Origin of the sequence: Streptomyces sp. SCSIO 30461, assembly GCF_037023745.1 — a bacterium.
Lineage (GTDB): Bacteria > Actinomycetota > Actinomycetes > Streptomycetales > Streptomycetaceae > Streptomyces.
This window is the reverse complement of the sequence record NZ_CP146101.1, coordinates 2695307-2719526: the sequence shown is the minus strand read 5'-3', so window position 1 is coordinate 2719526 and position 24220 is coordinate 2695307. Positions and strand designations below refer to the sequence as shown.

The following is a 24220-nucleotide window of genomic DNA, read 5'->3' as shown; positions in this document are numbered from 1 at the left end:
AGATGACCAGCCCCACCAAGCAACTGGCCGAGGAGCTGTCGGCCACCACCCTGTTGCGCTTCGCCACCGCCGGATCCGTCGACGACGGCAAGTCCACACTGGTGGGACGACTGCTGCACGACTCCAAGTCGGTGCTGGCAGACCAGCTGGAGGCCGTCGAGCACGCCTCCCGCTCCCGGGGCCAGGAAGCGCCTGACCTGGCGCTGCTGACCGACGGACTGCGGGCCGAGCGAGAGCAGGGCATCACGATCGACGTGGCGTACCGCTACTTCGCCACGGCTCGGCGCCGGTTCATCCTCGCGGACACCCCGGGACACGTGCAGTACACCCGGAACATGGTCACCGGCGCCTCCACGGCCGAACTGACCGTGATCCTGGTCGACGCCCGCAACGGTGTGGTCGAGCAGACCCGCCGTCACGCCGCCATCGCCGCGCTGCTGCGGGTGCCGCACGTCGTGCTCGCCGTCAACAAGATGGACCTGGTCGGCTACCAGGAACCCGTCTTCGCCGCCATCGCCGAGGAGTTCACGGCGTACGCGAGTGAGCTGGGCGTTCAGGAGATCACGGCGATCCCCATCTCCGCACTCGCCGGTGACAACGTGGTGGACGCGTCGGCCAACATGGACTGGTACGGCGGTCCGACGGTGCTTGAGCACCTGGAGACGGTGCCGGTCAGCCATGACCTCACCTCCTGCCATGCCCGATTCCCGGTGCAGTACGTGATCCGGCCGCAGACCGCCGAGCACCCCGACTACCGGGGCTACGCGGGCCAGATCGCGGCGGGTACGTTCCGGGTCGGCGAGAGTGTGACGGTGCTGCCCTCGGGCCAGACCTCGAAGATCGCCGGGATCGACCTGCTCGGCAGGGCGGTGGATGTCGCCTGGACCCCGCAGTCGGTGACGCTCCTACTGGAGGACGACATCGACATCTCGCGCGGCGACATCGTCGTACCGTCCGGTGACGCCCCCGCCACCACCCAGGATGTGGAGGCCACCGTCTGCCATGTGGCCGACCAGCCGCTGGCGGTGGGTCAGCGGGTGCTGCTGAAGCACACCACCCGCACGGTCAAGGCGATCGTCAAGGACATCCCGTCGAAGCTGACGCTGGACGACCTGTCCCAGCACCCGGCGCCCGGGCGGCTGGTGGCCAACGACATCGGCCGGGTGAAGGTCCGCACCGCCGAGCCTCTCGCGCTCGACTCCTACGCGGACTCCCGCCGCACCGGATCGTTCCTGCTGATCGACCCGTCCGACGGCACCACCCTGGCCGCAGGCATGGCAGGCGAGTCCTTCGCCACCACCAAGGCCACCCCCGTCCAGGACGACGACGGATGGGACTTCTGACCATGTCCACCATGGCCTGCTTCTACGCGACATTCGCCAAGGAGGGCGGCCGTGTCGGCAGTGGCTCCCTGGGCGCGGGCACGGGCGGGGTGACGCGATGTGTGCGATGACGTATGCGCACTGCCTGCGCGCCCGCACCTCCCGCGTCCCCTACCGCCGACGAAGACGCCGACATCCCGGCCACGCCCCGTGAGTGCGTGACCGCCGGGCCTCCGAGAGGAACCGCCTCCCGTGCCTGCCACCACCCGAACCAAAGCCCTGCGCCGCGGCGTCGCCGTCGCTGCCGCCCTCCCGCTGCTCGCCGTGGCGCTCACCGCCTGCGGCTACGGCTCGAAGGCCGACGACAAGAAGACCGAGGTGGCGGCGGAGGGCAAGAAGCTCTCAGCGGACACCGTGAGGATCGGCTACTTCCCCAACCTGACGCACGCCACCGCGCTCGTCGGCATCCAGGAAGGGCTGATCGCCGAGGAACTGGGCGGCACCAAGGTCGCCACCCAGATCTTCAACGCCGGCCCATCCGAGATCGAGGCCCTGAACGGCGGCTCGATCGACATCGGCTTCATCGGTCCCTCCCCCGCCGTCAACGCCTATGCCAAGTCCAAGGGCCAGGCGCTGCGGATCGTGTCCGGCTCCGCTTCCGGTGGTGTGAAGCTGGTCGTCAACCCGGACAAGATCAAGAACCTGGACGACGTCAAGGGCAAGAAGATCGCGACCCCGCAGCTCGGCAACACCCAGGACGTGGCATTCCTCAACTGGGTCTCCGAGAAGGGCTGGAAGGTCGACGCCCAGAGCGGCGAGGGCGATGTCTCCGTGGTCCGCACGGACAGCAAGGTCACTCCGGACGCCTATAGGTCCGGCTCGGTCGACGGAGCCTGGGTGCCAGAGCCGACCGCGTCCAAGCTGGTCGCCGAGGGCGGCAAGGTGCTGCTGGACGAGACCTCGCTGTGGCCGGACGAGAAGTTCGTGATCACCAACGTCATCGTGTCGCAGAGCTTCCTCAAGGAGCACCCTGACGTGGTCGAGGCCGTACTGCGCGGCACGGTGAAGACGAACGCCTGGATCAAGGCCAACCCGGACAAGGCCAAGGCGTCGGCGAACGCCGCGCTGAAGGAGCTCAGCGGCAAGGAGCTGGCGCCCGAGGTCATCGACCCGGCCTGGCAGTCGATCCAGATCACGGACGACCCGCTGGCCACCACCCTGCAGGCGCAGGCCGACCACGCAGTGAAGGCCGACCTGCTGGACGAGCCCGAGTTGGGCGGTGTCTACGACCTGACGCTGCTCAACAAGGTGCTGAAGGCCCAAGGGCAGCCCGCCGTGGCCGACGCCGGACTCGGCACCCGGTAGCAGCACCACCGCCAACGCCCCGCTCCCGCTCCCGCTCCCAGGAGGTGACGACCATGGCCACCACGCTCGCCAAGGCCGCAGACGGTACCGCCGCCACGGTGGTGTCGCACGCCGCCCGTATCGCGCATGTCTCGAAGTCCTTCGCAGGACCGGCCGGACCGCAACTCGTACTGGACGACATCAGCCTCGATGTCGCCCCGGGCGAGTTCGTCACCCTCCTGGGAGCCTCCGGGTGCGGAAAGTCCACTCTGCTCAATCTGGTGGCCGGGCTCGACCGGCCGACCGCGGGGTCCATCGAGACCCCCGGCGGCCGGCCGGCTCTGATGTTCCAGGAGCATGCCCTCTTCCCGTGGCTGACCGCGGGCAAGAACATCGAACTCGCCCTGCGGCTGCGCGGGGTGCCCAAGTCCGAGCGCCGGGACGAGGCGGAGCGGCTGCTCGGTCTGGTCCGGCTCGGCGGTGCGCACCGCAAGCGGGTGCACGAGCTGTCCGGCGGTATGCGCCAGCGGGTGGCGCTGGCGCGGGCGCTGGCGCAGGACAGCGATCTGCTGCTGATGGACGAGCCGTTCGCGGCGCTCGACGCGATCACCCGCGACGTGCTGCACGAGGAGCTCACCCGTATCTGGCGCGAGACGAACGTCTCGGTCCTCTTCGTCACCCACAACGTGCGCGAGGCCGTACGCCTCGCCCAGCGCGTGGTGCTGCTGTCGTCGCGGCCCGGCCGGGTCGCGCACGAGTGGCGGGTCGACATCCCCCAGCCGCGCCGTATCGAGGACGCCGCCGTCGCCGAGCTGTCCGTCGAGATCACCGAACAACTGCGTGGGGAGATCCGCCGCCATGGCCAGCACTGACACCGAGCACGGGCCGGCCACGGCCACCGGCGACGCGGTGGTCCGTAAGACCGACGACTTCGCCGGGCTTGAGGCCGGCCTCGACGCCCTCGACACCGTACAAGCCCATCGCACCCCCATCCGCCAGGTGCTGTTGCGCAAAGTGCTGCCGCCCGTGCTGGCCGTCGCACTGGTGCTCGCGGTGTGGCAGTCGCTGGTCGCGCTGAAGGTCACCGACGACTACAAGCTGCCGCCGCCGTCCGCGGTATGGGACAGCGTGTCCGACATGTGGCTGCACGGAACCCTGCTCGAAGTCGTCTGGACCAGTGTGTCGCGCGGCCTGCTCGGCTTCCTGCTGGCCCTGGCGATCGGTACACCGCTCGGTCTGCTCGTGGCCCGGGTGAAGTTCGTCCGCGCCGCCATCGGCCCCATCCTGTCCGGTCTCCAGTCGCTGCCGTCGGTGGCATGGGTGCCGCCCGCGGTCATCTGGCTGGGTCTCAACGACTCCATGATGTTCACGGTGATCCTGCTCGGCGCCGTGCCCTCCATCGCCAACGGGCTGGTGTCGGGCGTGGACCAGGTCCCGCCGCTGTTCCTGCGGGCCGGACGCACCCTCGGCGCCACCGGGCTGAAGGGGACCTGGCACATCGTGATGCCGGCCGCGCTGCCCGGCTACCTGGCCGGGCTGAAGCAGGGCTGGGCGTTCTCCTGGCGCTCACTGATGGCCGCCGAGATCATCGCTTCGTCGCCTGAACTAGGCCTGGGTCTGGGCCAGTTGCTGGAGAACGGCCGCAACAACTTCGACATGCCCGGGGTGTTCCTCGCGATCATCCTCATCCTGATCGTCGGTATCGCCATCGACCTGCTGATCTTCAGCCCGCTGGAGCGGTGGGTGCTGCGCAGCCGCGGGCTGCTCGGCCGGAGCTGATCCCCCATGCACGATCCCGTACTGCTGGTCATCGCCCACGGCAGCCGCGACCCGCGGCACGCCGCGACCGTGCCCGCCCTGGTGCGGCGGGTGCGGTCGCAGCGGCCCGGGCTGCGTGTGTCCACCGCGTTCCTGGACTTCAATGCCCCGTCCGTCCCGCAGGTGCTGGAACGAATGGCGAACGACGGGGTGCGGGATGTGGTGGCCCTGCCGCTGCTGCTGACCCGCGCCTTCCATGCCAAGACCGACATCCCGTCGGTGCTCGACGAGGCCCGGGTGAGGCATCCGCGGCTGCGGATCGTCCAGGCCGAGGTGCTCGGCCCGTCGCCGCTGCTGCTCGACGCGGTGGAGCGGCGGCTGTACGAGGCCGGGCTCGACCCTGCCGACAAGCGCTCGACCGGCGTCGTACTGGCCTCGGCGGGCTCATCCGACCCGGAGGCGATCGCAGTGATCGCTGAAATGGCGCGGGAGCTGCGGCACACCGGTTGGTGCGCCGTGCGGCCTGCGTTCGCCTCCGCCGCTCTGCCGCGCACCGAGGACGCGGTGCGCGCGCTGCGCGCCGAAGGAGTGCGCCGGGTGGCGGTCGCACCGTATGTGATCGCCCCCGGCCGGCTTCCGGACCGGATCGCCGACGGCGCGGGGTGCGCGGGCGCGGACGTCCTCGCGGATGTCCTCGGCGCATCACCCGAGCTGGCCCGACTGCTGATCCAGCGCTTCGACGAATCCCGGGCGGCTGCCCGACTGCCCCGGCTCCCGCTGCGGGCACGGACACCGACGCGTGCGGCGGTGCGTGCGACGGGGGCTTAGGTACTGCCCGGGCCGCTCAGCGGTGGTGGTCGGAGGATGCGGCATCCGGCCCCGACCGCCGAGCCGGGCACCCGCCGCGGTCAGGCGATGCTCAGCTCGCCGGTCCTGGTGCGCTTCAGCTCGAAGAAGTCAGGGTGGTTCGCGAGCACCCGGAAGCTGTCGAAGAGCTTGCCCGCCTCCTCACCGCGCGGGATGGAGTTCAGCACCGGCCCGAACCAGACGGCTCCGTCCACATGGACGGTCGGTGTGCCGACGTACCCACCTGACACCGGGTCCAGACCGGCGTCATGGCTGCGGCGCACCGCGTCGTCGTGCGACTCGTCGTACGCGGCTGCCGCCAGCTCGGCCGGCAGCCCGGTCTCCGCCAGGGCCTCGGCGATCACCGCGTCGAAGTCCTCGTTCTTCTGCTGGTGGATCCGGGTGCCGAGAGCGGTGTAGAGATCGCCGAGCACCTGCTCGCCGTGCTGCTCGGCGGCGGCGACCAGGACCCGGACGGGTCCGATGGTCCGGTCGATGAGTGCGCGGTAGCCCTCGGGAAGCTCGTTGCCCTCGTTGTGGAAGTAGAGGCTCATGGGGCGGAAGTGGACATTGATGTCGCGCTGCTGCTCGACCTCCAGGATCCAGCGGGAGGTGATCCAGGCGAAGGGGCAGGCAGGGTCGAAGAAGAAGTCGACCTGAGCGGTGTGATCGGTGGTCATGGGGACGACCCTAGAGGCTGGAGTGACCCAGGGCCACGGGCCATTCAGCCACCGCTTTCCCGGGCCACCGGGGATGCTTCCGAGGGCCTTCCTCAACGCCCGGGGCGATGCGGTGCACGCACCTCGACGAACCGGCGGCCGCCCCTTCCCCGGTAGATCAGTGCGTCCCAGCCGAGCCGGTCCAGGATCCTGGCGCACTCGTCGAGTGCCGCGGGCTCACCGGACGGGGCGCCGCCCCCCGGAGGCCCCAGCCACTCGACCGCGACGACCCGGGGCTCCTGGTCCTCTCCGTCAGCGCTCCGGACGCGGTATCCGGTTTCCACCCGCCGTCCCGACGCGTCGACCGCGGACGGCGGTATCCCGGCCGCTTCGAGGGCGAGCGCCACGGACCGCACCATCCGGTGGTGCTCCCAGGGTGCCGGGGCGGCCTCCGGCACGGCGGCGCCGGTGCCGGTCAGGCGCCGGATCCGGAGCAGCCCGTCGAAGGCGACCCGAACCTCGGCAGCCCGTGCCCGCACCGCGTGCTCGTCAGTGGCCCGCGGTGGGCCGTCGCCGTCGTCGTACATGGGACCGACGATAGGGCCCGCCCCTGACAATCCCCGCTGGCCCATCCGGAGGAGAAGCACGGGGCGTCCGGGAGCGGGCCCCGGGAACAGGACATGTCTGCCCTGCGGTGACAAGGCCGTGGCAGTCCGGTGACAGCGGTGCCGGGTTTCTCACGCACCATGACGGCAAGGAGGCCGATATGTCGATCTATTACCACAAGCGGATCACCATCATCCCGAAGCTGCTGCATCTGAACCTGAGCGACCGCGGGTGGTCGCTGAGCCTGGGCACCCGCCGGGCTCATGTCACCCGGCACAGCGGTGGCCACCGCAGTGCGTCCGTGCGGCTGCCGGGCGGATTCAGCTGGCACCGGAGCTCCCACCGGCACTGAGGCACGGGGACTCCCACCGGTATCCGGAAGCCACGCCCTCCCCTGGCCGATTCAGCCCCGATCGTCCCCGGCCGCCGCATCCGCGGTCATCTCAGCCAGCTTGACGACCGTGTTCCAGTTGCGGCTGGTCGCGACGACCCCCTTGAACAGGCCCGGCCTGGCAAGTTGTTGGGCGAGCTTGGAGCGACCCAGACCGTCGGGCGCGTAGAGGTAGAGAGCACGGTCACCGAGCCGGAACTCCTCCGGCAGACGGGCGGCCGTGTCGATTCCGGCGAGCCGCTCCGGGTCCACCCGCTCGGAGAAGTAGGTGACGTGGAGTTGCCTGCCTTCGATTTCGGCGGCGGGGAAGGGGCAGTCGTCCACGATGGCACGCAGATACGCCGCCCCGCGGACCAGGCAGTCGACGGTGAAGCCGAAGTGCCCATCGATCGCCCTCTCGATGTCGGTGGCGAGCCGCCGCTCGTCCCGTTCCGGGCTGGTGAAGACGGCGTTCCCGCTCTGGAGGTGGCTGCGGACGCCGCCGTGGCCCAGTTCGGTCAGCAGTGTGCGGAGATCCGCCATCGGGACCTTGCGGTGTCCGCCGACGTTGATTCCCCGCAGCAGCAGCGCATACGGATATGTGTTCGCCATCGGCACACCATAGGACGGCCACCATGCCCCGTGGGGGAGGGCACGGCGGCCGTCCGTTGCGGTCCTACCGGGTCAGGCGATCACTCGACGACCTTCAGGAGCTTGTTGGGCGTACCCTCGCTCGGGTTGCTGATCTTGTCGGGCGTGGCACCGTCCGTCAGGGCCTTGGCGACCTGCTCGGGGGTGGCGTCCTGGTGTCCGGCGAGGTAGACCGCGGCGGCGCCGACGACGTGCGGGGTCGCCATCGATGTGCCGGAGATGGTCTTGGTGCCCTCGTCGCTGTCGTTCCAGGAGGAGGTGATGTCCGAGCCCGGAGCGTAGATGTCCACGACGGAACCGAAGTTCGAGAAGTCGGACTGCTGGTCGTCCTTGGTCGACGAGGCGACCGTGATGGCCTCCTCGACCCGTGACGGGGACCCCTGGCCCGCGTCGCTCGACTCGTTGCCCGCGGCGACAGCGAAGGTGACACCGGCGGCGATGGCCTTCTGGACAGCCTCGTCGAGGGCGGGATCGGCGCCGCCGCCGAGGCTCATGTTGGCGACGGAGGGGCCCTCGTGGTTCTTGGTCACCCAGTCGATGCCGGCGACGACCTGCTCTGTGGTGCCGGAGCCGTTGTCGTCGAGCACGCGCACGGCGACGATCTTCGCCTTCTTGGCCACACCATGCGACGCCCCGGCTATGGTGCCCGCCACATGGGTGCCGTGGCCGTTGCCGTCGTCGGCGTCCTCATCGTTGTCGATGGCGTCGAAGCCGCTGGTGGCCCGGCCCTCGAAGTCCTTGTGCGTGGTGCGGACTCCGGTGTCGATGACATACGCCGTGACACCCTCACCGCCACCGTCGGGGTAGGTGTACTTGCTGTCGCCGGCCGTGTCGGCCTGGTCGATCCGATCCAGGCCCCAGGACGGCGGGTTCTCCTGAGTGGCGTTGATGGAGAACCTCTTGTTCTGGACGACCTTCGCCACGGCGGGGTCGGCGGCGAGGCGCTTGGCCTCGGTCTCCGAAAGCCCGCTGGCCGAGAAGCCGTTGACAGCCGATGAGTAGTTGCGCTCCAGCTTGCCGCCGTACTCCTCGGCAAGGTCCTGCTTGTCGGCCTTGGCGCTCATCGCGCTCTTCTGGCCGCTGTCCTTCAGCAGGACGACGTAGCTTCCGGCCACTGCGCCTTCGGCGTTCGCGCCGTAGATCTTGCCCTCCGCAGGAGCGGGGGCGGCTCCGGCGAACGAGGCGCCGAATACGGTCACTCCTGCGGCGGCGGCCACGGCACTGATGGCCGCGGTCAGCTTGATCCTGCTCGCGCGCTTGTGAGTTGCCATGAAGAGGGATCTCCTCGTCATCTTTTGTGGGGGGATTGGCCTCCGAACGGAAGTTCTCCGGAGGTCGCTTCGAAACACTGACCGATTGACGGGCTCAGTTCAAGAGGTTCATGCACCTGTGACTTACTCAACAAGCCTTGGTAATGGGATATCCACCACGCCCCCTCAATTCGGACGCGAACCCTCCCAAATTCTTTACGTGTTACGTGGACTGGGTCTCGTTACAGCCAATCGGCGACATCAGGGCCGGCCGGACGCGGTCCCAGCTCGACACAAACACCCGTGTATCGAGGGGGCGCAGAGGAGCTTCGAGCGGGTACACGAGTCCCCTCGATTTCACTTGGGCGGCACGGAAGCCCTCCCCCATTCACCAAATGTGTTGATTCTGAAACGATTTCTCCGAGCCCTGTGGCGGTCGGGTCCTCGCTGACGACGAGCCGCTCACGGCGGCAAGGCACGGAGCCTTCGCGGCCAAGCGCCCTCCCTCACCGGACGTGGCGCCTGCTTCGGTCCGGGACGTGGACATGGTCGGAACGGCCCCGCGGGGCGCGCGAGCACCATCGACAGGGCCGGTCCGGCGAGCAGGACCAGACCCGCCGCCGGAGTTCCGAGCAGCATGCGTCACCCGCGCGGACGGCTCGCGGTACCGGGCGGCGCCTGGCCATCGCCCGCCACCGGAATCCTCTCGGCATGATGTGACGTCACGAAGTCCTCCCACACAGCCGGAGCCGCTGTCACCGCCTCGACACCGTCAGATGCCTTCGATCGCGCCGATGCTGACTTTTTCTGACAATCCCTCTATGTCAACACGCGCGCTGTCCACCCCAAGTGCGGCAATGCCACAATTCGTGCCATGGACGAGAAACACGCACGGTCGGTGCTCGCGGCGGTGGGGCTGCCTCCGGGGCAGGCGGAGCTGCTGGCCTTTGGAGAGAACGCGGTCTTCGCGTCCGGAGACGTGGTGGTCAAAGTCGGACGGAGCGCCGAGCTGCTCGATCGCGCCGAGTACGAGCTGGCCGTCGCGGAATGGCTGGAACAGGCGGGCGTACCCGCCGTACGGGCGGCGGAGCCGAAGGCCCTGCTGGTGGAGGGCCACCCGGTGACCCTGTGGCACCGCCTGCCCCGGGCGGTACGACCCGCCGAGCCTCGCGACCTGGCACCGCTGCTACGGCTGGTGCACTCGCTGCCCTCCGCCCCGATCCCGCTGCGGCGCCGAAAGCTGCTCGACGGGGTGGAGCGCTGGCTGAGGCTGGCGGGGCCGGCGGTAGACCAGGCGGACGCCGACTTCCTACGAGAGCGCCGGGACGGTTTCGCCGCCGCTGCGAGCGAGCTGACGCCTCGTCTGCCGCCCGGCCCCATCCACGGCGACGCTCTCCCCCGCAATGTCCATATCGGTCCAGACGGTCCTGTGCTGACCGATCTGGAGACCTTCTCCGCCGACCTCAGGGAACATGATCTGGTCGTCCTGGCACTCGCCCGCGACCGCTACGGGCTCGACCCGGCGGCCTACGAAGCCTTCACCGCGGCCTACGGCTGGGACGTACGCGACTGGCCCGGCTGCGCGGTGCTTCGGGGCGCCCGGGAAACGGCCGGCTGCGCCTGGATCGCCCAGCACGCCCCGACCAGCCGTGTGGCGCTGGAGGAATTCCGGCGCCGGGTGGACTCATTGCGGAGGAACGACCCCGAAGTCCGCTGGCACCCTCTCTAGCGCGGTAATCAACGTTCACCCCGTCGCGACTCCCCCAGAGCTTCGCCTGGGAGGTGCCCCCGGGACGGCGCTCCCCCTGGCTTCGCCGGGAGGTGCCCCCACGCGGCGTTGCCGAATCAACCGAGCAGGCTCGCTAGGAGGGGCGATCCGGCTGGAGACCCCACCTCCCTCGCCCCCGAACCGCCCGGGAAACCCCATGCACCGGACGCCGCCCCTTCACGGGCAAACTTGCCCGACGCGGCACTGGTGCAGCAGGATGACGTGCTGTCATTCGGATCACCGGAGCCCGGAGGTGTCGGACACAAGCCTCAGACAGGCCCCACCCCGGTGAGCGCTCGCACCGGCCAGGATCCGTCCACCACCGCGTCAGGGGTGCCCTTGCGTCGCAAGAAACCCTGGAAGTCCGCCGCCCAGTCGGCGTACCAGCGGATCTGCCGGTTGTGCAGCTCCGCCGGGTCGACCGCCGCCACCGAGGCATGCCGCTCCGCTATCGCGCATGCCACCCTGACCGCCGCCAGCGCGTCCGCCGAGGCTTCATGTGCCTCCTCCAGCACCACTCCGTACTCCGCGCAGACCGCTTCGAGGTTGCGCTTGCCTCTGCGGTAGCGATCGACGGCGCGGTCGATCGTGTAGGGGTCGATGACCGGGCCGATCCCGGAGCCCTCCTGGCCCTCGGCCAACCGCTCGGCGAGCGACGGCAGACCGTGGCGGGCGAGCTCGGCGGAAAGCAGGGTCAGGTCGAAAGCGGCGTTGTACGCGACGACCGGGACGCCCGCCTTCCAGTAGTCCGCCAGCGTCACGGCGATCTGCTCCGCCACCTCGCTCGCCGGGCGTCCCTCGGTCGCCGCCCGCTCGCTGCTGATCCCGTGGATGGCCGACGCCTGCGCCGGGATACGTATCCCCGGGTCAGCGAGCCAGGTGCGCCGCCGGGTCGGTCGGCCCGCCTCCACGGCGACGACCGCCGCGGTCACGATGCGTGCGTGCAGCGGGTCGGTGCCCGTCGTTTCCAGGTCGAAGCCGACCAGCGGCTCATGGTGCCACGCCATGCGGTGCCCCCTCGTCTGTGGTACGTACGGAACTCTCGCACGTGGCACTGACAGTCAGGACACCGGTCGGGAGTCGCTCCACACCGACTCGAATTCCTCCCGGTAGGTCTGGAACAGACCGTGCTCGCTCTCCTGGCCCGACCTCACCACGGCCGGCCGGCCGCCGCGCAGCACCAGCACCGGGGCTTCCATGCCCCGGGCCCGGCGCAGGTAGGACTGCACGACCGCCAGCCCGTCGGGGCCGTCGCCGTCGACCAGGTAGGCGGTGAAGCGGGGCGTCTCGTCGAACACATGGATCTCGAAGGCCCCGGGGTCGCGGAGTCTCGACCGAACCCGCCGCATGTGCAGGATGTTCATCTCGACCGAACGGCCCAACTCGCCCTTTCTGACGCCAAGTTCCCGCTCGCGGCGCTTGATCGCGCTGCTGGCGGGGTTGAGGAAGAGCAGCCGCACCCGGGCGCCCGCCTCCGCCAGCCTCACCAGTCGCCGCCCGGAGAAGTTCTGCACGAGCAGGTTGAGGCCTATCCCGACGGCGTCGAGCCGCCTGGCGCCACCGAAGAGGTCCTCGGCCGGCAGCTGCCGCTGGAGCCGCACCCGGTCGGGATGCACGGAGACCACGTCCGCGTAGCGGTCGCCCACCAGGTCCTCGACCGCGTCGACCGGCAGGCGGTCGGCGGACGGCACCCCGGCCCCACTGCCGAGGATCTCCAGCAACCGGGCCGAGGCGCGTTCGGCCTGGGCCAGTACCGCCTCGTTCAGCGCCCGGTTGCGGGAGACCACGTTCCGCGCCACCTCGAGCTCGTCCAGCGCCAGCTCGACTTCGCGCCGCTCGTCGAAGTAGGGCTCGAAGCACGGCCAGTGCTGGACCATCAGTTCCCGGAGCTGGGGAAGGGTGAGGAAGCTGAGCACATTGTCGTCGGCCGGGTCGAGCAGATAGCCCTTACGGCGCGAGACCTCCCGTACGGCGACGGCCCGCTGCACCCACTCCTGCCCTGCCGGGCCCGCCGCGGCCACCACCCAGTCGTCGCCGTGCACCGGCTCGTAGACGGGCATGAGCACGGCGGCCACCACCGCGCGCAGCCGCTGCTCGACCAGATTCAGCCAGACGTAGGCACGCCCGGCCCGCTGGGCGCGGGTGCGTACCTCGCTCCAGGCCTCCGCGCTCCAGTCCAGTTCTGGTCCGATGTGAGATGTCATCTCGACCGGCCTGGCGAGCGATACCGCGCCGGGCGGGACATCGGCCGAGTCCCCCTCGTGACCTGTGTCACCGGGGGGTAGCTCCAGCCCTCCCGAGCTCACCCGCGCACCGCCTTCCCGCTCCCCTCCAACGATCAAGGAAGAGTACTCCGCCCGTGGGACGCGGTGCATCCGGATCCCCGGGGACTTTTCCCAACTCCTCCGCACCAAGGCTCCGTTCTCCGTGATCGGATCACCTGGAGTGAGGTGATTCATAGTGATTGCGCCCCCTGGTGACACCGTCGGTGCGCCCCGGCGCACCCCCGGCGCGTCCCCAGCAGCCCTCACGAACGCGCGGCAGACCGGGCGGATCCGGCTCCCCGCACGGGCGACACGCAGAAACGCGGTGTTGACAAGGTCACCGGTTTGGAGTCAGCGCCTTTGGGTATGTTTTCGCGGATTTACCCGCTCTTGAGAGATGGTCACCCGGTAGCACCGCGGTAAGTCCTAGGAGCTCGCCCCACTTTCGGGGAGGATCTGCCCGAAGTGGTCCCCCGCACCCGGATCAGAAGTGGAAGAGTCGCATCTATGCAGGTCTGGCCGGGACAGGCGTATCCCCTCGGCGCCACCTACGACGGCGCCGGCACCAACTTCGCGGTCTATTCGGAGGCCGCGCACCGTATCGAGCTGTGTCTGCTGCACGACGACGGCTCGGAGACGGCGGTGGAACTCCGTGAGACCGACGCGTTCGTGCGCCACGCCTATCTGCCGGGCGTGATGCCGGGGCAGCGGTACGGCTTCCGGGTGCACGGACCGTACGCGCCGGAGCGGGGGCAGCGGTGCAACTCCGCCAAACTGCTGCTCGATCCCTACGCACGGGCGATGAGCGGACGGATCGACTGGGGCGAGTCGGTGTACGGCTACCATTTCGGCCGCCCCGACTCGCGCAACGACCTCGACTCCGCTCCCCACACGATGGCCTCCGTCGTCGTCAATCCGTACTTCGACTGGGGTGACGACCGCCCGCCGCGTACGGACTACCACCGCACCGTCATCTACGAGGCCCATGTGAAGGGCCTGACGATACTGCACCCGGCGCTGCCGTCCGAGCTCCGCGGCACCTACGCGGGGCTCGCCCATCCGGCGGTGATCTCGCACCTCACCGAACTGGGTATCACCGCACTGGAGTTGATGCCGGTACATCAGTTCGTGAACGACAACCGACTCGCGGACTCGGGGCTGAGCAACTACTGGGGTTACAACACCATCGGATTCTTCGCCCCTCACAACAGCTACGCCTCCTGGGGCGACCGCGGTCAACAGGTGCTGGAGTTCAAGTCGGCGGTCCGGGCGCTGCACCAAGCGGGCATCGAGGTGATCCTCGACGTGGTCTACAACCACACCGCGGAAGGCAACCATCTGGGCCCCACCCTGTCGTTCCGGGGCCTCGACAACGCTTCGTATTACCGGCTGTCCGAGGACAAGCGCTACTACACGGACACCACCGGCACCGGCAACTCCCTGCTGATGCGCTCCCCCCACGTGCTCCAGCTGATCATGGATTCACTGCGCTACTGGGTGACCGAGATGCATGTGGACGGCTTCCGCTTCGATCTCGCGGCGACCCTGGCCCGGCAGTTCCACGAGGTGGACCGACTGTCCTCGTTCTTCGACCTGGTGCAGCAGGACCCGGTGGTCAGCCAGGTGAAGCTGATCGCCGAGCCCTGGGACGTCGGCGAGGGCGGATACCAGGTGGGCAACTTCCCGCCGCTGTGGACCGAGTGGAACGGCATGTACCGGGACACCGTGCGCGATCTGTGGCGCGGACAGCCGCGCACGCTGGCCGAGTTCGCCTCCCGGCTCACCGGATCGTCCGACCTCTACCAGAGCGACGGCCGGCGTCCGATCGCCTCCGTCAACTTCGTGACCTGCCATGACGGGTTCACCCTGCGGGACCTGGTCTCGTACGACGAGAAGCACAACGAGGCCAACGGCGAGGGCAACCGGGACGGGGAGAACCACAACCGCTCGTGGAACTGCGGCGCGGAGGGCGACTCCGACGATCCCGGTGTGGTGGAGCTGCGGAGCCGCCAGATGCGCAACTTCATCGCCACTCTGATGCTGTCCCAGGGCGTACCCATGCTCAGCCACGGCGACGAGTTCGGCCGCACCCAGTGGGGCAACAACAACGCCTACTGCCAGGACTCCGAACTCTCCTGGGTGCACTGGCCCTCGTCGACAGAGGAGGAGCCGGGCTCGCTGCTGGCCTTCACCCGGGCGATGGTGTGGCTGCGCCGCGACCACCAGGTGTTCCGGCGCAGACGCTTTTTCCACGGGCGGCCCGTGGAGGGCACCCATGACGAGCTCTCCGACATCGCCTGGTTCACCCCGGACGGGGTGGAGATGACTCACCGGGACTGGCAGGCTGCCCATGCGCGGGCGCTGACGGTGTTCCTCAACGGTCACGCGATCTCCGAGCCCGGGCCGCGGGGTGAGCGCATCTCGGACGACTCGTTCCTGCTGATGTTCAACGCGAGCGGCGGCGACCTGGACTTCGCGGTGCCGGTCAACCACGGCCGACAGTGGCAAGTGCTGGTGGACACCGCACGACCGGACGGGGTGCCACCGGGGCAGGGGCCGAAGGTGGCGGCCGGCGAGCGGGTGCGGATGATCGGGCGGAGCCTGGTGGTGCTGCGCCGCCCGGCCTGAAGAAGCTGTGTCACATCCTCTTTTCACAGCTCACGGCGATCTGAAGCCGGCAGTGCTCCTGTTTGCCGTTCGATCGGGCGTCGGTGGTCGCCGTTCCGAGCGGCACCGGCGTGGGGGTCCTCAGGCGGCTGCGGGGAAAGGGTGCGGCGCCTCGGTCTGACGACGGGCGTTTCAGGACACCGGCCTTCGCCCAGCGTGCGAGGTGCCCGAACACTGCCCTGGCCGCCGCGGGTGAACTTCCCGCCGGTCGCGACGTTCACCAGCTTCAGCGCCGGTGCGGGCACCACCGCGATCGCCACCGCTACCGGGTTGCTGCCGACGGTGACGGCGTCCACGACGGTGTTGTCGGGGCCTGGATCACCGACACCGTACCGTCGCCGGTGTTGGCGACGTAGGCGTAGGTGCCGGGCGGGACGGCGTGCGCGGGCCGCGCAGACACGTGGGCAGGGTCAGACCGGCCACCAGGACCAGTCCGGCCACTAGGTGACTGGTGTTAAGCGGGTCGTCCTGGGCGTGCGGTGTCGCCGTTGGGGGTGTCAGGGTCGTGGTTGCTGGCTGGTGGTCGGGCGGCGTGTGGGCGGTTCGTGGCCGTCGTGGGGGCTGTTGAGGGCTTGGCACGGCCGCGTGCGGGTCGTTTGCATGGTCCAGGGCGCCCTCGGGACGGTCAGCCGGCGGCGACCGCCCACTTGTCACTGCCTGTGGACATGATTCCGAGCACGCCGAGCCGCGCGACGTTGACGGCGGCGGCCAGCAAGGAGAAGTCGGCGGCGATCTTGGCCCGGCCCCGCACCCGGGCGCGGCGTCCGCCGTGTCGCCGCCGCATCAGGTGGGCGATCTTGCGTTCGACCTTGGGGCGGGTGGCCCGGTAGGCGGCCAGCCAGACGGGGTCCGCACTGCGAGCCCGGCCCCGGGCCAGGTGTTCTTCGTGAGGGCCGATGGTGATGACGCGTCCGTTCCTGGCGGTAGTGCACTGCGCCGCAAGGGGGCAGGCGGCGCAGGCGGTCTTGAAGCAGGCCGCCCCACCGCCATCAGACTTCGGGCGGATCGCGGCGGTCATCTGGTTCGGGCAGGTGACCTGCCCTGCCTCCAGATCGATGGTGAAGGCGTCCTTGGAGAACCGCCCACCGGGCGCGTTGGCCGCCTGCACCTTGACCATCACCCGGGCGCCCGCGTCGTCCAGCTCGGCCAGCAGCGGCCCGGTCCCGTAAGCGGCGTCGCCGTAGACTTCGGCCCGCGCCTGGTCTGCCTGCTCGGCGGCAGGTGGTTGGAGAACGTCGGCGAGCAGGTCGGCGGCGGGCTCGGCATCGCCGGCGTTGCCCGCCGTGACCTCGGTCGCGGTGATGACCTCGCTGTCGGGTTCCTCGGCCACATGACCCTTGTAACCGTCGAAGGACCGGCGGACGGTCTTGTGGCCGTGCCGGGCCTCGGGATCAACCGTGGAGATGACCCGGTCCGCGGCCACCTTGCGGGCGATCTTGAAGACGCCCCCGTCCTGCTCCAGGTCCTGGCCCAGCACGGTGGCCAGCAACCGCGCGGCCTGGCCCACATCCCCGGGCACGGCCCGGCCGTCCAGCACGGTCAGCAGCGCGAACCCGTCACGGGCCCGCGAATCGATGAGGGCTTCCCGCTCGGCCGCGTCCGTCCAGTCGATGACCGGCTTGTCCGTGCTGGTGTAGGCGTCCCCGCTGGAGATCACCGCCCGCAGCTCGGCCCGCAGCACGTGATCGGCCGCCCGCAGCAGGCCGCGGATGGCCGAACGGATCAGCGTGATGGTGTCCTGCGTGGCCACCGCGTCATAGATCGGTGCCGAGTCCAGCACCCTCCTGCGGCCGACCAGTCCGGCCTGTGCAGCAACCTCTACCGTCCGCTCGAAGATCCGGTTCGGCCGGGCGGAAGCGGCAAGCCTCGCCCGCATGTCGACCAGCACGGTGTGCACGAACCCCGGATGGTCGAAGTCCAGCCCGCCGGCGGCGTACTTCCAGCGCACATCGAACGCGAACCGCTCGACCGCCTCGCGATCGGACAAACCCTCCAGACGCTGCAGGACCATCACGACCGCCACGATCATCGGCGGCACCGACCTGCGGCCGTCCTCGGCGAACAGATCGGCGAACATCTCATCGGGGAACAACGCCCGGCACTCGCGGTGCAGCACCGCGTAGATCGAGTTCGGCGCCAGCCGACCCTCGCAGAAACCCACTGTGGAGGAGAGCAACCCCGGCTGCATCGGAGTCCGGCCCACTGCCATCGCTCAACCTCTCCCCACACCCAGCGACCAACACCCCGCAGCCTGACACAGGACGAAGACCCAGCGCGAGCTCACACGATTAACACCAGTCACCTAGGGCGTGTTGCGAAAGTAGCTCCGCCCGCCCGCAGGGCGGGGCCTGCGGCGTCTGGTGCGTGCGATCGCAAAGCGGAGGATCATCCTCGTACCGGACGTACGTGGATGACTCCGACAACGCAGCGAGCGTGCGTCCCAGACGTCGCGGGTCAGGAGGGACTTTCGCAACACGCCCTAGGCCTCGGAAGAGCCCGGCCCGTCCCCACCGCGGCAACCGCGACCGCGACGAGGAGAGCCCCGACGGTGGTGGCGGGAGAGCGGAGTCACCGCCCCGCCCAGAAATATGACAGACTGTCACACAATCCCCCAAACGAGAAGCGGAAGGCCGACAGGCGGCGACCCGGCACCCCGCCGTACGGCCACCGCCGGCTCGGACACGACACACCCGCGGGGCCGCCCGAACGACCCGGAGGCCACGCATGGCTCGGCGACCCGTCCGATTCTCAACACCCCCCACCACCCCACCCCGCACAGACGCGCACGCAAACAGGTGACGCCCCCGACCAACCGCGCCCCCGCCAGCGACCAAGGCGACCAGAGCCACGCACCGATCCACAGAGCTTTCCTCATACAGGACTCAGGAACAGCTCCTCAGCACACACGAACGGTTCTTTGGTCGTATCAGGTGAACGTGTCCGGCTTCGGCCGACCCCCGCCACGCGGGATGTCACAGACCGCGCCGATGCGGGTACGTACGTTCGCATGACGCCCACCGCCACCTACCGGCTCCAGTTGCAGCCCGCCTTCCCCTTCAGGGCCGCCGAGGAAGCAGTGCCCTATCTCGCCGGCCTCGGCATCTCCCATCTGCACCTGTCACCGGTGCTGGAGGCGGTGCCGGGCTCGGAGCACGGCTACGACGTCGTGGACCACTCCCGGGTGCGGGAGGAACTGGGGGGTGAGCAGGGACTTCGGTCACTGGCCGCCACCGCGCGCGAGCACGGCCTGGGGCTGGTGCTCGATATCGTGCCCAACCACATGGCGGCATCGCCGCGGCACAACAGGCCCCTGTGGGAGACCCTGCGCGAGGGGCCGGAATCACCGTACGCACGCTGGTTCGACATCGACTGGTACGCCGGCGGCGGCAAGGTGCTGCTGCCGGTGCTGGCCGGGCGGCTCGGGGACGAACTCGGCGCGCTGCGGGTCCGGGCAGGGGAGCTGCGCTACGGGGACGAGCACCGCTTCCCGCTGCGTGAGGGCACCGAGGGCCTGCCGCTGCCGGAACTTCTGGACGCCCAGTGGTACCGGCTCGGCTGGTGGCGCCTGGCCCGCACCGAGCTCAACTACCGGCGCTTCTTCACCATTTCCGAACTGATCGGGGTCCGGGTCGAGGACCCGGAGGTGTTCGGCGCCACCCACGCCAAGATCCTCGAACTCGTGCGGGACGGTGTGGTCGACGGACTGCGGATCGACCATCCGGACGGGCTCGCCGACCCGGAGGGGTATCTGGTCCGTCTGAACGAGGCGAGCGGCGGCTGCTGGACCGTGGTGGAGAAGATCCTCACCGGTCCCGAACGGCTGCCGTCGTCATGGCCGGTCGCCGGGACGACCGGCTACGACGCGCTGCACCGGATCGACGGGGTGTTCACCGACGCGGACGGGTGCGGCGAACTGCTGCGTGTCTACCGGGACTTCGCCGCACCCGCGGGAGACCGGGGCGGCTACTGGGGCGCCACGGCCCGCCGCGCCGCCTACAAGGTGCTGATCCACGAGCTGGTGGCGGAGACGGAGGCACTCGCCAGGCTGGCTGAGCGGGTGTGCGCCGCGGACCCCGGCCTGCGCGACCACGCGCCGTGGGCGCTGCGTACGGCGATCCGGGAGCTGCTGGTACGCATGCCGGTCTACCGGACCTACCGAACCGGTGGCGACGGGGTGCTCACGGCCGACCTGGCGCTGCGCGCCAAGGCCGTGTTCACGGTCCCCGAGGAGGCGGACGCCGTGGACGTGGTGCGGGATCTGGCGCTGGGCTCCGGGCGGACCGGGGACGGCCCCGAGCAGTCGGCGTTCCGGGCCCGGTTCGCCCAGACCTCGTCCGCGCTGCGCGCCAAGTCCGTCGAGGACACCGCCTTCTACCGGTACGTGCCCCTGCTGTCCGCCAACGAGGTCGGCGGGGACCCGGAGCACCCGGCGGTGTCCCCCGGGGACTTCCATGCCCACTGTGTCCGGATCGCCCGGGACTGGCCCGCCACGGGCACGGTGCTGTCCACCCATGACACCAAGCGCAGCGCGGACGTACGGGCCAGGATCGCGGTGCTCTCCCAGTGCCCGGAGCGCTGGCAGCAGTTGCTGGCGACCGAGTTGTCGCCGGTGGCCGCGCCGGATCGCCAGATGGCGTGGGTGGGCTGGCAGACGGCTTTCGGCCTGGGCATCCCGCGTGAGGACCGGATCGGGCCCGCCCTGCTGAAGTCCGCTCGGGAGGCGGGGCTGCACACCAGCTGGACCGAGCCCGATCCCGGGTACGAGCGCGCGGTGGAGGAGTTCGTGGCAGCGGGCCCCGCCGGGCCGCCGTTGCACTCCCTGGCGGTGTTCACTCGGGGACTGGACGAGCACGTCCGGGCGAACGCCCTGGGCTCGGCGCTGGTGCAGCTCACCATGCCGGGGGTGCCCGAGCTGTACCAGGGCACCGAGCACCGGTATCTGGCCCTGGTCGACCCGGACAACCGGGAGCCGTTCCGGGAGCGGCCACCGGACGAGAAGGCGGAGCTGACGCGTGCGGCGCTGGCGCTGCGGCGCCGGCGGCCCGAGGTGTTCGGCGTATCGGGCGGCTACACGGCCCTGGCGGCCACCGGACCGGCGGCGGAGCACTGTCTGGCGTTCGGCCGCGCGGGCGAGGTGGTGACGGCGGTGACCCGGCTCTCGCTGAGGCTGGACGCGGCGGGTGGCTGGGGCGGCACGTCGCTAGCGATTCCGGAGGGCCGGTGGGCCGATCTGCTCAGTCCTGGACGGGAGTTCGCCGTAGGCGGAGAAGACGGCGTATCCCTGGAGGAGCTGTTCGCCGATCGGCCGGTGGCTCTGCTGGAGCGGATCGCGGGGAGCTGATCCGGGCGGTAGGCATGCGGCGGGCGGGGCAGCCGTGGACTTCCTCCTTGGGGAAGTCCACGGCCCGGCTCCGCTCGAACCCCGCCTCCGAGTCTCGGCCCCCGCCTTCGCTCAGCCGCCCGCCTCCCCGCCGACGGCCTCCATTCCGCCCATCCGGTCGGCCGGGCGGCGCCCCTTGGGCTGCTGCGGCTCCGGCTGGACCGGCGCCGGCGGCAGCGGCAGCCGCATCGGCTCACCGGCCTTCACGGTGAACAGCTCACCATGGTGCAGCAACGTGAGCGGCTCCCCCTCCGTCAGGGTGTAGTGCGCCCCGGAGTGCCGGATGTCCACCCGCAAGGCACGACCGCGGATGAGGACCGTGAACTTCACACCGGTCAGCGCCTCCGGCAGTCTCGGCGCGAATCCGAGACAGCCCGGCTTGCCCTCCCCCGCGGTGTGGTGGTGGCGCAGCCCGCCGAAGCCGATCACCAGGGCCATCCAGGTCCCCGCGAGGGACGCGATGTGCAGTCCGTCGCGGGTGTTGTGCTCCAGGTTCTCCAGGTCCATCAGGGCGGCTTCGCCCAGGTAGTCGTAGGCCAGCCGCAGATGTCCGGTCTCAGCGGCCAGCACGGCCTGGCAGCAGGCCGAGAGCGAGGAGTCCCGCACGGTCAGCGCCTCGTAGTAGGCGAAGTTGTGCGCTTTCTGCTCAGCCGTGAAGTCGTCGCCGCAGGTCGCCATGGCGAACACCAGGTCCGCCTGCTTGACCACCTGCTTGCGGTAGAGGTCGAAGTAGGGGAAGTGCAGCATCAGCGGATACTGCTCGGGGCCCGTCGACTCGAAGTCCCAGCGCTGGAAGCGGGTGAAACCCGCCGACTGCTCGTGCACCCCGAGCGTGTCGTTGTACGGCACGGCCATCCGGGCGGCGGCATCCCGCCAGGCGGCCGTCTCCTCCTCGTCCACGCCCAGTTCCTCGGCACGGTCGGGATGCAGGGTAGCCGCCTCGGCAGCGAACCGCAGGTTCCGCCGCGCCATCAGATTGGTGTACAGGTTGTCGCGGGCGATGGCGCTGTACTCGTCGGGGCCGGTGACCCCGTCGATGTGGAAGACCCCTTCCGCGTCGTGGTGGCCGAGCGAGCGCCAGAGCCGGGCGGTGTGCACCAGCAGCTCGAGTCCCGGCCCACGCTCGAACACCTCGTCACCGGTGGCGTTCACATAGCGGGCCACGGCGTAGGCGATGTCGGCGTTGATGTGGAACGCGGCGGTGCCCGCGGGCCAGTAGGCGGAGCACTCGGCGCCGGTGATGGTCCGCCAGGGGAACGCGGCTCCCTGGAAGCCGAGCTGATGTGCCCGGTCCCGGGCAGCGGGCAGGGTGGCGTGGCGCCACGCCAGCACGGGGGCGACGGACTGGGGTGCCGTGTAGGTCAGCATCGGCAGCACGAAGGACTCCACGTCCCAGAAGGAGTGCCCGTCGTAGCCGGTGCCGGTCAGGCCCTTGGCCGGGATCGCCCGCTCCTCCCCGCGCGCGGCGGCCTGGAGCACATGGAAGAGGGCGAAGCGCACCGCCTGCTGGATCTGCGCGTCGCCGTCCACCTCGACATCCGCGCAGGACCAGAAGTGGTCCAGATAGGCGCGCTGTTCGGCGAGCAGCCCGTCCCAGCCAGTGCTGCGGGCCGCGGCCACGGCGGCGTGCACCTGGTCCTGGAGCGCGGTCAGCGAGCGCTCCGCCGACCAGCCGTACCCCACGAACTTCACCAGCCGCAGCCGAGTGCCGGGGGCCAGCGTGGCGGTGACCGTGAGTCTGCTGACGTCCGGTTCGCTGCCCGCGGACCAACTCGTCCCCTCGGGGCCCTCGATGATGTGATCGGCGCCGGCGGCCACCCGCTGGCAGCTGTTCCTGGTCCGGTGCACCAGCCGCAGCCGGGTGTCGCAAGCGAAGTCCTCTTCCGACTCCAGCGGGGAGTCGATCGCCGCGGCGACCCGCGGATCGCCGGTGTCCTGCGGGATCGCCTCGTTGGCGATGAGTTCCGACTGGACGGCGACGGTGGACTTGCCGTTGAGCACCTCCACTTCGTAGGCCACCGCGGCGATGGCCCGCTGGGTGAAGGACACCAGTCGCTGCGAGGTGATGCGTACGGCACGCCCGGCGGGCGTGGTCCACTCGGCGGTGCGGTAGAGCACTCCGGTACGGAAGTCCAGGACCCGTTCATGCGAGGTGAGCTCGCCGTACCGCAGATCGCAGGGGTGGTCGTCCACCAGCAGACGGATGATCTTTCCGTCGGTGATGTTGATCAGTGTCTGGCCGGACTCGGGATAGCCGTATCCGGCCTCCGCGTAGGGCAGCGGATGCAGCTCGTGCACACCGTTGAGATACGAGCCGGGGAGTCCGTGCGGCTCCCCCTCGTCCAGATTGCCGCGCCAGCCGATATGGCCGTTGGACAGGGCGAACACCGACTCGCTCTGGGCGATCAGGTCGAGGTCCAGCTCGGTCTCGCGCAGGCACCAGGGTTCGACCGCGAAGGCCGAGTGGGTGATCAACGCGACTCCAGCAGTTCGGAGAGGTCCTCCACGACGATGTTCGCTCCGTGCCGCCCCAGCTCCTCGGCCTGGCCGGTCCGGTCGACCCCCACGACGAAGCCGAAGCCCCCCGCCCGCCCTGCCTCCACACCCGCCAGGGCATCCTCGAAGACGGCCGCTGCCGCAGGCTCGACGCCGAAGGCGCGGGCGGCGGTCAGATAGGTGTCGGGGGCGGGTTTGCCACGCAGGTGCCGCTCCCGGACGATGATCCCGTCGATACGTTCCTCGAACAGGTCCTCGATGCCGGCGGCGATCAGCACATCGCGGCAGTTGGCGCTGGAGGAGACCACCGCGCGGTGCAGACCGGCGTCCCGGGCGGCGCGTACGTAGGCCACCGAGCCCTCGTACGCCTCGACGCCCTGTTCGTGGATACGACGCAGCACCATCCCGTTCTTGCGGGTGCCCAGACCGTTCACGGTCTCCTTGTCGGGGCCGTCGTCCGGCGTGCCCTCGGCCAGTTCGATTCCGCGCGAGGCCAGGAAGGTGCGGACGCCGTCCTCACGGGGCAGTCCGTCCACGTACTGGTCGTAGTCGCGGACGGCGTCGAACGGCTCGAAGGGCACGCCCTCCCGCTCGGCGCGGGTACGCAGATAGTCGTCGAACATCTCCTTCCACGCGGCGGCGTGCACCTTCGCGGTACGGGTGAGCACACCGTCGAGGTCGAACAGACAGGTGCGAACGTGATCCGGTAGACCGAGCATGCATCCGAGGCTAAGGGCTGTCCCGTGGTCTCCGGTGGATCACGCGCGGCGTCGGCTGCGGCACTCGCCCGCCGGTGGGCTCCCTCGGGGAAACCGGCGGTCCGCGGCGGGGGCGGTGTG

Annotated in this window: 20 protein-coding genes; 10 read left to right on the top strand and 10 right to left on the bottom strand. The window is 70.0% G+C overall.

Annotated features, from left to right (window positions below; translation table 11 throughout):
- Positions 1–2 precede the first annotated feature (2 nt).
- The 6 genes from V1460_RS11915 to V1460_RS11890 all read left to right on the top strand — a co-directional run bounded on the left by V1460_RS11915 (position 3) and on the right by V1460_RS11890 (position 5252).
- The gene (locus tag V1460_RS11915; RefSeq protein WP_338673718.1) at positions 3–1343 is read left to right on the top strand and encodes a GTP-binding protein; all 1341 of its coding nucleotides are present in this window, start codon (positions 3–5) and stop codon (positions 1341–1343) included.
- Positions 1331–1453 (top strand): hypothetical protein, encoded by a 123-nt coding sequence (locus V1460_RS11910; RefSeq protein WP_338678388.1) that lies wholly within the window; start codon positions 1331–1333, stop codon positions 1451–1453. Before V1460_RS11915 ends, V1460_RS11910 begins: the two co-directional genes overlap by 13 nt.
- A gap of 121 nt (positions 1454–1574) precedes the next feature.
- Positions 1575–2687 (top strand): aliphatic sulfonate ABC transporter substrate-binding protein, encoded by a 1113-nt coding sequence (locus tag V1460_RS11905; protein ID WP_338673717.1) that lies wholly within the window; start codon positions 1575–1577, stop codon positions 2685–2687.
- A 53-nt stretch (positions 2688–2740) separates the two neighbouring features.
- Positions 2741–3538 carry an ABC transporter ATP-binding protein gene (locus V1460_RS11900; RefSeq protein ID WP_338673716.1) on the top strand — a complete coding sequence of 266 codons (798 nt, stop codon included), beginning with the start codon at positions 2741–2743 and terminating at the stop codon, positions 3536–3538.
- Positions 3525–4445, top strand: coding sequence for an ABC transporter permease (locus tag V1460_RS11895; protein ID WP_338673715.1), 921 nt, complete (start codon positions 3525–3527; stop codon positions 4443–4445). The genes V1460_RS11900 and V1460_RS11895 overlap by 14 nt, the downstream gene beginning before the upstream one ends.
- A gap of 6 nt (positions 4446–4451) precedes the next feature.
- The gene (locus V1460_RS11890; RefSeq protein ID WP_338673714.1) at positions 4452–5252 is read left to right on the top strand and encodes a sirohydrochlorin chelatase; all 801 of its coding nucleotides are present in this window, start codon (positions 4452–4454) and stop codon (positions 5250–5252) included.
- A gap of 80 nt (positions 5253–5332) precedes the next feature.
- Here the strand turns inward: V1460_RS11890 and V1460_RS11885 are convergent, their stop codons facing one another.
- Complete coding sequence (locus tag V1460_RS11885) at positions 5333–5950, bottom strand: DsbA family protein (protein WP_338673713.1); 618 nt, start codon at positions 5948–5950, stop codon at positions 5333–5335.
- A gap of 92 nt (positions 5951–6042) precedes the next feature.
- The gene (locus V1460_RS11880) at positions 6043–6516 is read right to left on the bottom strand and encodes a hypothetical protein (RefSeq protein ID WP_338673712.1); all 474 of its coding nucleotides are present in this window, start codon (positions 6514–6516) and stop codon (positions 6043–6045) included.
- A 179-nt stretch (positions 6517–6695) separates the two neighbouring features.
- On the opposite strand from V1460_RS11880, the gene V1460_RS11875 reads away from it, so the two are divergent.
- Positions 6696–6887, top strand: a complete 192-nt coding sequence (locus V1460_RS11875; RefSeq protein ID WP_338673711.1) for a DUF4236 domain-containing protein — start codon at positions 6696–6698, stop codon at positions 6885–6887.
- A gap of 51 nt (positions 6888–6938) precedes the next feature.
- Here the strand turns inward: V1460_RS11875 and V1460_RS11870 are convergent, their stop codons facing one another.
- Both V1460_RS11870 and V1460_RS11865 read right to left on the bottom strand, forming a co-directional pair.
- Entirely contained in the window at positions 6939–7517 is a 579-nt protein-coding gene (locus V1460_RS11870; protein ID WP_338673710.1) for a DUF1697 domain-containing protein, read from the bottom strand.
- A gap of 80 nt (positions 7518–7597) precedes the next feature.
- Positions 7598–8827: a S8 family serine peptidase gene (locus V1460_RS11865; protein WP_338673709.1), complete on the bottom strand. Its 1230-nt coding sequence runs from the start codon at positions 8825–8827 to the stop codon at positions 7598–7600.
- Between the two features lie 853 nt (positions 8828–9680).
- Here V1460_RS11865 and V1460_RS11860 point away from each other — a divergent pair.
- Positions 9681–10535: an aminoglycoside phosphotransferase family protein gene (locus V1460_RS11860; RefSeq protein ID WP_338673708.1), complete on the top strand. Its 855-nt coding sequence runs from the start codon at positions 9681–9683 to the stop codon at positions 10533–10535.
- A gap of 308 nt (positions 10536–10843) precedes the next feature.
- Here V1460_RS11860 and V1460_RS11855 read toward each other — a convergent pair whose 3' ends face one another.
- The gene (locus tag V1460_RS11855; RefSeq protein WP_338673707.1) at positions 10844–11581 is read right to left on the bottom strand and encodes a 3'-5' exonuclease; all 738 of its coding nucleotides are present in this window, start codon (positions 11579–11581) and stop codon (positions 10844–10846) included.
- A 54-nt stretch (positions 11582–11635) separates the two neighbouring features.
- Complete coding sequence (locus V1460_RS11850; RefSeq protein WP_338673706.1) at positions 11636–12880, bottom strand: SAV2148 family HEPN domain-containing protein; 1245 nt, start codon at positions 12878–12880, stop codon at positions 11636–11638.
- Positions 12881–13345: 465 nt separating this feature from the next.
- Here V1460_RS11850 and glgX point away from each other — a divergent pair, with 465 nt between their 5' ends.
- Entirely contained in the window at positions 13346–15466 is a 2121-nt protein-coding gene (glgX, locus tag V1460_RS11845; RefSeq protein WP_338673705.1) for a glycogen debranching protein GlgX, read from the top strand.
- Positions 15467–15767: 301 nt separating this feature from the next.
- On the opposite strand, the gene V1460_RS11840 is transcribed toward glgX, so the two are convergent.
- Complete coding sequence (locus tag V1460_RS11840; protein ID WP_338673704.1) at positions 15768–15905, bottom strand: hypothetical protein; 138 nt, start codon at positions 15903–15905, stop codon at positions 15768–15770.
- Positions 15906–16130: 225 nt separating this feature from the next.
- The gene (locus V1460_RS11835; protein WP_338673703.1) at positions 16131–17714 is read right to left on the bottom strand and encodes an IS1182 family transposase; all 1584 of its coding nucleotides are present in this window, start codon (positions 17712–17714) and stop codon (positions 16131–16133) included.
- Positions 17715–18512: 798 nt separating this feature from the next.
- On the opposite strand from V1460_RS11835, the gene treY reads away from it, so the two are divergent.
- Positions 18513–20846, top strand: coding sequence for a malto-oligosyltrehalose synthase (treY, locus tag V1460_RS11830; protein ID WP_338673702.1), 2334 nt, complete (start codon positions 18513–18515; stop codon positions 20844–20846).
- 111 nt (positions 20847–20957) lie between these two features.
- On the opposite strand, the gene V1460_RS11825 is transcribed toward treY, so the two are convergent.
- Both V1460_RS11825 and V1460_RS11820 read right to left on the bottom strand, forming a co-directional pair.
- Complete coding sequence (locus tag V1460_RS11825) at positions 20958–23360, bottom strand: glycosyl hydrolase family 65 protein (protein ID WP_338673701.1); 2403 nt, start codon at positions 23358–23360, stop codon at positions 20958–20960.
- A complete protein-coding gene (locus V1460_RS11820; RefSeq protein ID WP_338673700.1) occupies positions 23357–24100 on the bottom strand; it encodes a beta-phosphoglucomutase family hydrolase in 744 nt (247 codons plus the stop codon). The genes V1460_RS11825 and V1460_RS11820 overlap by 4 nt, the downstream gene beginning before the upstream one ends.
- Between the last annotated feature and the right edge of the window lie 120 nt (positions 24101–24220).

Excerpts from the sequence above, each read along its gene's own strand:
- V1460_RS11885 (WP_338673713.1), bottom strand. The coding sequence starts at position 5,950 with ATGACCACCGATCACACCGCTCAGGTCGACTTCTTCTTCGACCCTGCC.
- V1460_RS11910 (WP_338678388.1), top strand. The coding sequence starts at position 1,331 with ATGGGACTTCTGACCATGTCCACCATGGCCTGCTTCTACGCGACATTC.
- V1460_RS11890 (WP_338673714.1), top strand. The coding sequence starts at position 4,452 with ATGCACGATCCCGTACTGCTGGTCATCGCCCACGGCAGCCGCGACCCG.
- V1460_RS11820 (WP_338673700.1), bottom strand. The coding sequence starts at position 24,100 with ATGCTCGGTCTACCGGATCACGTTCGCACCTGTCTGTTCGACCTCGAC.
- V1460_RS11915 (WP_338673718.1), top strand. The coding sequence starts at position 3 with ATGACCAGCCCCACCAAGCAACTGGCCGAGGAGCTGTCGGCCACCACC.
- V1460_RS11900 (WP_338673716.1), top strand. The coding sequence starts at position 2,741 with ATGGCCACCACGCTCGCCAAGGCCGCAGACGGTACCGCCGCCACGGTG.
- V1460_RS11875 (WP_338673711.1), top strand. The coding sequence starts at position 6,696 with ATGTCGATCTATTACCACAAGCGGATCACCATCATCCCGAAGCTGCTG.
- treY (WP_338673702.1), top strand. The coding sequence starts at position 18,513 with ATGACGCCCACCGCCACCTACCGGCTCCAGTTGCAGCCCGCCTTCCCC.
- V1460_RS11835 (WP_338673703.1), bottom strand. The coding sequence starts at position 17,714 with ATGGCAGTGGGCCGGACTCCGATGCAGCCGGGGTTGCTCTCCTCCACA.
- V1460_RS11870 (WP_338673710.1), bottom strand. The coding sequence starts at position 7,517 with ATGGCGAACACATATCCGTATGCGCTGCTGCTGCGGGGAATCAACGTC.
- V1460_RS11855 (WP_338673707.1), bottom strand. The coding sequence starts at position 11,581 with ATGGCGTGGCACCATGAGCCGCTGGTCGGCTTCGACCTGGAAACGACG.
- V1460_RS11865 (WP_338673709.1), bottom strand. The coding sequence starts at position 8,827 with ATGGCAACTCACAAGCGCGCGAGCAGGATCAAGCTGACCGCGGCCATC.
- V1460_RS11880 (WP_338673712.1), bottom strand. The coding sequence starts at position 6,516 with ATGTACGACGACGGCGACGGCCCACCGCGGGCCACTGACGAGCACGCG.
- glgX (WP_338673705.1), top strand. The coding sequence starts at position 13,346 with ATGCAGGTCTGGCCGGGACAGGCGTATCCCCTCGGCGCCACCTACGAC.
- V1460_RS11895 (WP_338673715.1), top strand. The coding sequence starts at position 3,525 with ATGGCCAGCACTGACACCGAGCACGGGCCGGCCACGGCCACCGGCGAC.
- V1460_RS11860 (WP_338673708.1), top strand. The coding sequence starts at position 9,681 with ATGGACGAGAAACACGCACGGTCGGTGCTCGCGGCGGTGGGGCTGCCT.